5 protein-coding genes and 1 pseudogene are annotated in these 5,064 nt (G+C 71.8%); 4 read left to right on the forward strand and 2 right to left on the reverse strand.

Going from position 1 to position 5,064, the window contains the following annotated elements; all coding sequences use genetic code 11:
• From ACY45C_RS19765 to ACY45C_RS19780, 4 genes and pseudogenes are all read left to right on the forward strand, one after another.
• Nucleotides 1–187, forward strand: a pseudogene (locus ACY45C_RS19765) (metal ABC transporter solute-binding protein, Zn/Mn family); the annotation flags it as partial.
• Between the two features lie 34 nt (nt 188–221).
• Nucleotides 222–1,139, forward strand: a complete 918-nt coding sequence (locus tag ACY45C_RS19770; RefSeq protein WP_462189054.1) for a metal ABC transporter ATP-binding protein — start codon at nt 222–224, stop codon at nt 1,137–1,139.
• Complete coding sequence (locus tag ACY45C_RS19775; RefSeq protein WP_462189056.1) at nt 1,136–2,059, forward strand: metal ABC transporter permease; 924 nt, start codon at nt 1,136–1,138, stop codon at nt 2,057–2,059. The genes ACY45C_RS19770 and ACY45C_RS19775 overlap by 4 nt, the downstream gene beginning before the upstream one ends.
• Complete coding sequence (locus ACY45C_RS19780; RefSeq protein WP_462189058.1) at nt 2,056–2,976, forward strand: metal ABC transporter permease; 921 nt, start codon at nt 2,056–2,058, stop codon at nt 2,974–2,976. Before ACY45C_RS19775 ends, ACY45C_RS19780 begins: the two co-directional genes overlap by 4 nt.
• A gap of 64 nt (nt 2,977–3,040) precedes the next feature.
• On the opposite strand, the gene ACY45C_RS19785 is transcribed toward ACY45C_RS19780, so the two are convergent.
• A complete protein-coding gene (locus tag ACY45C_RS19785) occupies nt 3,041–4,210 on the reverse strand; it encodes a TetR/AcrR family transcriptional regulator (RefSeq protein WP_462189060.1) in 1,170 nt (389 codons plus the stop codon).
• Nucleotides 4,211–4,324: 114 nt separating this feature from the next.
• Nucleotides 4,325–5,064: thiolase C-terminal domain-containing protein (locus ACY45C_RS19790; RefSeq protein ID WP_462189061.1), on the reverse strand; the 740-nt coding region annotated here is incomplete at its 5' end.

A 5,064-nucleotide genomic window follows, 5' to 3' on the forward strand; every position in this document is an offset into this window, starting at 1 on the left:
CTACGTCTACAACAGCCAGAACGCCACCCCGGACGTGCAACGGCAGGTTGAGGAGGCGAAGGCGGCCCACATCCCGGTGACCACCATCACCGAGACGCTCGTCCCGGCCGGAGCATCGTTCCAGGAGTGGCAGGTCGCCCAGTTGGAAGCCCTGCGCGGGTCGCTGGCGCAGGCAACCGGCAAGTAAGTGGCAACCGGCACGTAAGCGGAAGGTAACGAGGATGGCGGCGGTGGCGTACCCTCGATCCGGCGGCTCGAGCGCCGAGGTTGACGAGGCGGTGGCGCCGGCCGGCAGCGACCGGCCGGCCGCATCGGCCGCATCGGCGGTGATGTTCGAGGGTGCGGCGGTTCGTCTCGGCAGGCGGATGGTATGGAGCGGGGTGAGCGTCGAGGCCGGCGCGGGGGAGTTCGTCGCGATCCTCGGTCCCAACGGCGTCGGTAAGTCCACCCTGCTCAAGGCGGCCCTTGGCCTGCTGCCGCTGGCCGCGGGGCGGGTGGTGGTGCTGGGCCGGCATCCCGGGCGGGCCCGCGCCGAGGTCGGCTATCTGCCGCAGCGACGGAGCTTCGACCCGTCGGTACGGATCCGGGGGCTTGACATCGTCCGCCTCGGTCTCGACGGCCACCGGTGGGGTCTGCCGCTGCCCGGCGGAGATCGCGCCCGGACAGCGCGGTGGCGCGTCGCCGAACTCGTCGAGCAGGTCGGCGCCACCGGCTACGCCCACCAGTCGATCGGCCGGCTGTCCGGTGGGGAGCAGCAGCGGCTTCTGATCGCCCAGGCGCTCGCCCGCCGGCCCCGGCTGTTGCTCCTCGACGAACCGTTGGACAGCCTGGACCCGCCCAACGCCGCCGCGGTCGCGGCCCTCATCCGCACTATCTGCCAGACGGCGGGGGTGACCGTGCTGATGGTCGCTCACGACGTCAACCCGATCCTGCCCAGCCTCGACCGGGTCATCTACCTCGCCGCCGGCGGTGCGGTCTCGGGCTCTCCCGCCGAGGTCATCACCAGTGCGACGTTAAGCCGGCTCTACCAGGCCCCCATCGAGGTGCTGACCACCTCCGACGGGCGCCTTGTCGTCGTCGGCCAGCCCGAGCCGCCCGCTGTACACACCGACCGTCATAACGGGACCGGCCACCTGTGATCACTGCGGCGGTGGTCGCGACCGACGCGGGCCTGTCGTGGAACCTGGTCCGCGACGTCCGGCAGATGTTCGCCTACCCGTTCATGGTGAACGCGTTCCGGGCCGGAACCATCGTCGCGCTGACCGCCGGGGCAACTGGATGGTTCATGGTCCTACGCCGCCAGGCCTTCGCCGGCCACACCCTCGCCGTGGCCGGTTTCCCGGGCGCGGCCGGGGCGATCTGGCTCGGCCTGGGCGCGACCTACGGCTACTTCGCCTTCTGCCTCACCGCATCGCTGATCATCGCTGCTGTCCCCGGGCTGGGTGGGGCAGCCGGGCGGGCCGCGGAGTCGGCCATCATCGGTACCGTCCAGGCGTTCGCGCTGGCCTGCGGATTCCTGTTCGTCAGCCTGTACAAGGGATTCTTCGGCGGGGTCAACACGCTGCTGTTCGGCAGTTTCCTGGGAATCACCGACGACATGGTCCTCACGCTGACCGCCGTCGCCGTGGCGGTCCTGGCAGTGCTGGCGCTCATCGGGCGGCCGCTGCTGTTCGCCTCGCTCGATCCAGCTGTGGCCGCCGCCGCCGGAGTGCCGGTGCGGGGTCTGTCGGTGGTTTTCCTGATCCTGCTCGGGAGCACCGCCGCGGAGGTCAGCCAGATCACCGGAACCCTCCTCGTCTTCACCCTGCTGGTCATCCCGGCCGCGACCGCACAGGTCCTCACCACCCGACCGGCCCTCAGCCTCACGCTCACCGTGCTGCTAGGCCTGCTGGTCACCTGGGCCGGGCTGACCGTGGCCTACTACTCGCCCTATCCGTTCGGCTTTTTCATCACCAGCTTCTCCTTCGGCCTGTACCTCCTCGCCCGTCTCGCCGTCGGCGCGCGCGACCTGCTCGGCCGGGCCGCCCGCGTCCCCCGGACGACCGGAGCAGCAGCATGACCGCAGCCACGGCGGACACCGGACTGACCGCGATGTTCGAGCACCCGTTCATGCAGCATGCGTTCATCGCCGGAACGGGGATTGCTATGGCGGCCGGACTCGTCGGCTACTTCCTCGTCCTGCGCGCCCAGGTCTTCACCGCCGACGCGTTGTCCCATGTGGCGTTCACCGGCGCACTCGCCGCCCTGGCCACCGGGATCGATGCCCGCGTCGGCCTGTTCGCCGCCACCGTCACCGTCGGGTGCGCCCTCGGCGCCCTCGGCGCCCTCGGCGCGCTCGGCCCCCGCGGCCACGCCGACGACGTCGTCATCGGCAGCGTGTTCGCCTGGGTCCTCGGCCTCGGGGTGCTCTTCCTTACCCTTTACACCACCCACCGCAACACCGGCAACGGCACCGCCGGCGTCACCGTCCTGTTCGGCTCGATCTTCGGCCTGGACGCCTCCCACGCCTGGGAGGCTGCCATACTCGCCGTCCTCCTCTGCCTCGCCACCATCGCGATCGGGCGCCCCCTGCTGTTCGCCAGCCTGGACGGCGCGGTCGCGGCCGCCCGAGGTGTCCCCGTCCGCCTCCTCGGCGTCGGTTTCCTCGGCCTTGTCGGGGCGACCGCCGCCGAGGCCACCCAGGCCGTCGGTGCCCTGCTGCTCCTCGGCCTGTTCGCCGCACCCGCCGGCACCGCCCACCGGCTCACCGCCCGCCCTTACCATGGAATGATGATCTCCACCGCGGTCGCGGTCGCGGTGACCTGGGCCGGACTGACCACCAGCTACCTCGCCCCGCGGATCCCCCCGAGCTTCGCCATCCTTGCCCTCGCCACCGCCACCTACACCGTCACGCTGACCGTTACCCGGCTGGTCGCGGACTCGGGCTTGGCGCGGGCGGTGCGGCACCCGTCCGCGGACGCGCCTCGTTCGGCCTGATCGAACCCACCGGCGCCACCGGTGGCCACCGGCGCGGTCGCGCGCGGTCCGGGGAAGCGCCAGGTCAGAGCCCGAGCAGCCGGCCGCAGATCGACTCGACCGCGGCCGGCAGGCCCGGGTTGTGCCGCAGGTGCGGGGTGCGGGCCGTGTCGTTGGCGACGGAGACCGCGGCGTGCACCCGGATCCGGGCGGCGGTGGGGTCGAGCTCGGGGTGCACGAGCCGGAGCAGGTGAACCCATTCGGTGAGGTAGTCGTGCTGGGCCCGGCGGGCGACGTGGCGTTTGTCCTCCGGCAGATGCTCGACCTCGGTGATCAGTAGCCCGATCAGGTCGTGGTGGGCCTGGGTGAACCGGAGGTAGGAGCCGAGCAGCCGGCGCAGGGCGTCGGCGGCGTCGTTCGAAGCCCGATAGATCGCGCTGACGTCCATCAACAGGGCGGCCGTGCTGCGCTGGAACGCGGTGCGCAGCATGTCCAGCTTGCTCGGGAAGTGGTGGTAGACGCTGGGGCCGGTGATGCCGACGGCGTTGCCGATGTCCTCGATGCCGACGCCGGCGTAGCCGTGGGTGGCGAACATCCGCACCGCCTGGGTGAGCAGCGCCTCGCGGCGGGAGGCCGGCCGCAGCGGCAGTCCGGCCGGTGGCAGTCCGGCTGGTGGTGGTCCGGCTGGTCGCGGCGGCGATGCGGTGCGGGTGCCGGGCAGCGGGGTGTCCAGCACGAGGTCGGTGAGCTCGGCGAGCAGGTCGTCGTAGGCGGGCCGGGGCAGGTCCAGGTGGTGGAAGGACGGGCTTATCAGCACGGCCAGCATCGCCCAGGTGAGCAGGTCCGCGGTGGGGGGGTCGAGCTCGGGGCGGGCGGCGCGCACCCGGCCGGTGAGGCGGCGTCCGATCTCGCGGACCTCGGCGCGCAGCAGAGCATGGTCGTCAGGGGTCAGATGGCGGGCTTCGCGCTGCCAGAGCACGCCGATGTGGCGTTCGTCGAGGCAGCGGGCGGCGAGCCGGGCCGACGCCGTGGCGCGGTCGGTGCGGCCGGCACGGTCCGCGAGATCGAGATCATCGAGCAGGCGCCGCAGCGGGGCCAGGCCTGCAGAGATGACCTCGCGGAGCAGGTCCTGTTTACCGGAGAAGTGCCGGTACAGCGCGGACGGGCCGACCGCCACGGCCTCGGCGAGATCGGTCATGCCGATCTGGTCGTAGCCGCGGCGGGCGAACAGGTCCGAGGCGGCGCCGAGGATCATCGCTCGCCGGTTACGCGGGCGGGTGCCGCGCGGCGGCGCAAGCGTGCGGTCCGGCAGGACAACCCCCTCGGTACGACCCCCTCGGTACGACCCCCTCGGTCTCCGAGATGCGAATCAGCCTACCTTCTCGTAGAGGGCGACCACGGCGGCGCCGCCGAGGCCGATGTTATGCTGCAGCGCCACGGTCACGTCCTCGACCTGGCGCTTGTCGGCCTCGCCGCGCAACTGCCACACCAGCTCCGCGCACTGCGCCAACCCGGTCGCGCCCAGCGGGTGCCCCTTGGACAGCAGCCCACCCGACGGATTGGTCACCACCCGGCCGCCGTAGGTGTTGTCGCCGTCGACGATGAACTTCTCCGCCGTGCCCTCCGGGGTCAGCCCCAGCGCCTCGTAGGACATCAGCTCATTGCTGGTGAAGCAGTCGTGCAGCTCCACCACGCGCACGTCGAGCGGGTCCACCCCGGCCACCTCGTACACCTGCCGCGCGGCGGCCGCGGTCATGTCGTAACCGACCAGGCGCATCAGGTCCCCGTCGAACGAGGACGGGGTATCCGTGGTCATCGCCTGCGCGATGATCGCCACATCGGCGCGCAGCCCGTGGGCGCGCGCGAAATCCTCGGAAACGACCACCGCGGCGGCCGCGCCACAGGTGGGCGGGCAGCACTGCAACCGGGTCAGCCAACCGAGGATCCGCGGCGAGGCAAGAACCTCCGCCACGGTCACCGGATCAGTGAACACCGCATACGGGTTGTTGGCCGCGTGCCGGCGCGACTTCACCGAGATCCGCGCGAATACCGCCGGGTCCATCCCGTACTTCTCGCAGTAGGCCGCGCCCGCACCGGCGAAGTACCGGG

It is taken from the genome of Frankia sp. CcWB2 (genome assembly GCF_977927585.1).

Excerpts from the sequence above, each read along its gene's own strand:
- ACY45C_RS19785 (WP_462189060.1), bottom strand. The coding sequence starts at position 4,210 with ATGATCCTCGGCGCCGCCTCGGACCTGTTCGCCCGCCGCGGCTACGAC.
- ACY45C_RS19770 (WP_462189054.1), top strand. The coding sequence starts at position 222 with ATGGCGGCGGTGGCGTACCCTCGATCCGGCGGCTCGAGCGCCGAGGTT.
- ACY45C_RS19780 (WP_462189058.1), top strand. The coding sequence starts at position 2,056 with ATGACCGCAGCCACGGCGGACACCGGACTGACCGCGATGTTCGAGCAC.